This window comes from Ohtaekwangia sp. (genome assembly GCF_036786105.1).
Lineage (GTDB): Bacteria > Bacteroidota > Bacteroidia > Cytophagales > Cyclobacteriaceae > Ohtaekwangia.
Map to the genome: position 1 here is coordinate 1 of NZ_DAIQRQ010000128.1, position 3560 is coordinate 3560.

2 protein-coding genes are annotated in these 3560 nt (G+C 48.2%); one reads left to right on the top strand and one right to left on the bottom strand.

The genetic code is table 11. The features are described 5' to 3' along the window. Positions 1 to 67 precede the first annotated feature (67 nt). The gene (gene hemF / locus V7Q33_RS23255) at positions 68 to 973 is read right to left on the bottom strand and encodes an oxygen-dependent coproporphyrinogen oxidase (protein ID WP_331975276.1); all 906 of its coding nucleotides are present in this window, start codon (positions 971 to 973) and stop codon (positions 68 to 70) included. 149 nt (positions 974 to 1122) lie between these two features. Here hemF and V7Q33_RS23260 point away from each other — a divergent pair, with 149 nt between their 5' ends. Continuing rightward, positions 1123 to 3222, top strand: coding sequence for an alpha-ketoacid dehydrogenase subunit alpha/beta (locus V7Q33_RS23260; RefSeq protein ID WP_333821486.1), 2100 nt, complete (start codon positions 1123 to 1125; stop codon positions 3220 to 3222). The last annotated feature ends 338 nt before the right edge of the window (positions 3223 to 3560 follow it).

A 3560-nucleotide genomic window follows, 5' to 3' on the forward strand; every position in this document is an offset into this window, starting at 1 on the left:
TAATAGTTATCCGAAAGAGTATAATAACTATTAACAGATAACTGATAACGATTAACTGATAACGCCTCTACCCAGCCCAGTTGATCTCCTTCTTCAACAGCGATAGTGTCTTTTGTTCAGCCGATCCTGCCGGAGGCTGATAATTATATACCCACTGCGCTTGTGGCGGAAGACTCATCAATATAGATTCTGTGCGGCCATCGGTATCCAGACCGAATTTGGTGCCGCGATCCCACACTAAATTAAATTCAACATAGCGCCCTCTGCGCAACGCCTGCCAGTGTTTTTCTTTCTCGGTGTAAGGCAATGCACTGTTCTTCGTCATAAACGAAGTATATATAGGCGCGAAAGCCGATCCTACATCCTTTACAAAATCGAAGCGTGATTCTTTTGTAAAGCCATTTTCAGCCTTCAGCGAATCAAAGAATATACCGCCAACACCGCGTGTTTCATTTCGGTGCTTGAGAAAGAAATAATCATCGGCCCATTTCTTGAACGCAGGATAGTAGGATGGATGATGCTTGTCGCATACCGCTTTCATGTGTACATGGAAAGTTTTGGCGTCTTCTTCATTTACATAGTGAGGCGTGAGGTCTATGCCGCCTCCGAACCACCAGATACCGTTGCTCATCTCGAAGTAACGAGTGTTCATGTGAATGATCGGCACCATCGGATTTACCGGGTGCAACACGATCGATATACCCGTAGCATAGAAATCGGGGTGATCGCCCACAGGCAGGTTCATCGTTTTTAATACCGGTTCCGGTGTCTTTCCAAAAACAGCGGAAAAATTAACACCACCTTTTTCGATAATATTTCCATCGGTAATAACCCGGCTTACACCGCCACCACCCCCAGCGCGTTCCCACGGGTCACTGATAAATTTACCCTTGCCGTCAGTCTTCTCCAATGCATCACAGATATTTCCCTGCAACTCCACAAACCAATCGCGTATCGTTTCTTTTGTTATCATAGACGGCAAGTTAAGGAAAAAGCTGTGAGCTGCGAGATGTGAACCGCCGCTGGCTTCTGGCTACAAGCTGCTGGTGGCCAGAAGCCAGTAGCCAGTTGCTTGCTCTAGTAACTATTTTGCTATCTTTCGCCTAGACCAACATATTATTTATGGCGATTGAAGAGACCACAAGAGCCAGAAAGAAACCGCGGACTGCCATCAGTCATGCTATTCTTCTAAAAGCTTATCAACTCATGTGTACAGCCAAGCGCATGGCTGAGACATACGATGAAAACCGCGACATCTGCGGTAAATATGTTCACAGTACTTCCCGTGGCCACGAAGCCATTCAACTGGCAGCAGGTTTTCACCTCACGGCAATCGACTATGCTTCGCTATACTATCGCGATGAGTCGATGTTGCTCGGTATAGGGCTGCAGCCGTATGAGTTGATGCTGCAATTGATGGCGAAGCGCGATGATCCTTTCTCGGGAGGAAGAACTTATTACGGACATCCCTCTTTGAAACGCGAAGGCTTTCCGGTAATTCCGCACCAGAGCTCGGCTACCGGTATGCAGGCTATACCGGCAACGGGTATGGCACACGGTATAGCATACCTGGAGTCGCAATCACTGCGGAAGAATGACGGTGCATTGCCCGTGGTACTATGTTCATTGGGCGATGGTTCCGTTACCGAAGGCGAGGTAGCCGAAGCATTCCAGATGGCGGTGCTAAAGAAGTTGCCCATTATATACCTGGTGCAGGATAACGACTGGGGTATATCTGCTTCGGGCAGCGAGATGCGCGCCATGAATGCGTATGAGTATGCGGGAGGCTTCAAGGGAATGGAACGCATGGCAGTAGATGGTGCCGACTTTGTTGATTCTTACCTTGGGTTGGAAAAAGCTTTTGCCTATGTACGCGATCGTAAAGGTCCGGTGCTGGTACATGCAAAGTGCCCGCTGCTGGGGCATCATACATCGGGTGTGCGAAGGGAATGGTATCGCGGAGACGATATTGAATTGCACCGGAAGAGTGATCCGCTGGAGAAACTGAAAAATTACCTGCTCGAACAAGGTGAAACAACGGACAGCCTGACCGCTTTGGAGCAACAGGCAGCCGAACATGTGGCCAGCGATTATCAACGTGCCTTGCAGGCTATAGACCCGGATGCCGCTGACTTCAATACACATGAATTTGCATCAACGCCTATAACAACAGAGGCGGGTAATCGCACACCAAAAGGAGGTGAGAAGGTGGTGATGGTCGATGCCGCACTGCATGCCGTAGATGAAATATTGAAGAAGCATCCTGAAGCATTGTTCTACGGACAAGATGTAGGCAGAAGACTGGGTGGTGTATTTCGCGAAGCGGCTACACTTGCACAAAAGTATGGCGATGCACGCGTGTTCAACACACCGATACAGGAAGCCTATATCATTGGTTCCACCGCAGGGATGTCGGCCGTAGGAGCGAAACCTATTGTAGAGATACAGTTTGCTGACTATATATGGCCGGGTATAAATCAACTGGTAGAAGAGCTTTCCAAGAGCTGCTATTTATCGCATGGTAAATTCCCGATACAGGCGTTGATCCGTGTGCCCATCGGTGCGTATGGTGGCGGAGGTCCGTATCACTCGGGCAGTGTAGAGTCTGCATTGCTGACGATACGCGGTATCAAAGTAGTATATCCTTCCAATGCTGCCGACATGAAAGGATTGCTGAAGGCATCGTTCTACGATCCTAATCCTGTAGTGTTGCTGGAACATAAGGGACTATACTGGTCAAAAGTCCCGGGCACGGGCGATGCAAAAACCATAGAGCCGGACGAAGAGTATATTATCCCTTTAGGTAAGGCAGCGATCGTACAAGCTGCTGAACAGGATAAAATAGAGGCGGGTGAATCATGCGTGATCATCACCTACGGCATGGGTATATATTGGTCGAAGGAAGCTTCTAAAGCATTTGAAGGCCGCGTTGAGATCATGGACTTACGCACGCTTAACCCCGTTGATTGGGAAGCGATCATATCGTCTGTAAAGCTACACGGGCGTGCATTGGTATTAACGGAAGAGCCGCTGTTAAACTCCTTTGCAGAATCGCTGGCCGGAAGAATATCCAAAGAGTGCTTTCAACACCTTGATGCCCCTGTATATACTTGTGGAGCCGCGAACTTACCAGCCGTTCCTCTAAACGTAGATCTCGAATGCATGATGCTGCCGAATGCGGAGAAGGTGAGGGATGTGGTGGGGGAGCTATTAGGCTATTAGCCTCTGGCTACGAGCTGCTGGGAGAGAAAATACAAGTCGGGAAGTCCGAAAGTGGGGAATAAAAATCCAATTGCACAGAGGGGCGCAAAGAAGGCACAAAGTTACACAGAGTATATATATCGGGTAATCCGGGCCATCTGCGGAAACTTTCTGTGTACTTCTGTGAGTTCTGTGGGAGACTTTATGGGAGTTTTTTATTTAGCTGCTGCAAAGTTCTATCGGACTTCCTGTCTTCGGGACTCTTGCATTCATTTCTGTGTACTTCTGTGAATTCTGTGGGAGACTTTTTGATTTTGTCTGTGGGAAAAAATTAAAAAGGAAATCCAATACCTACGTTA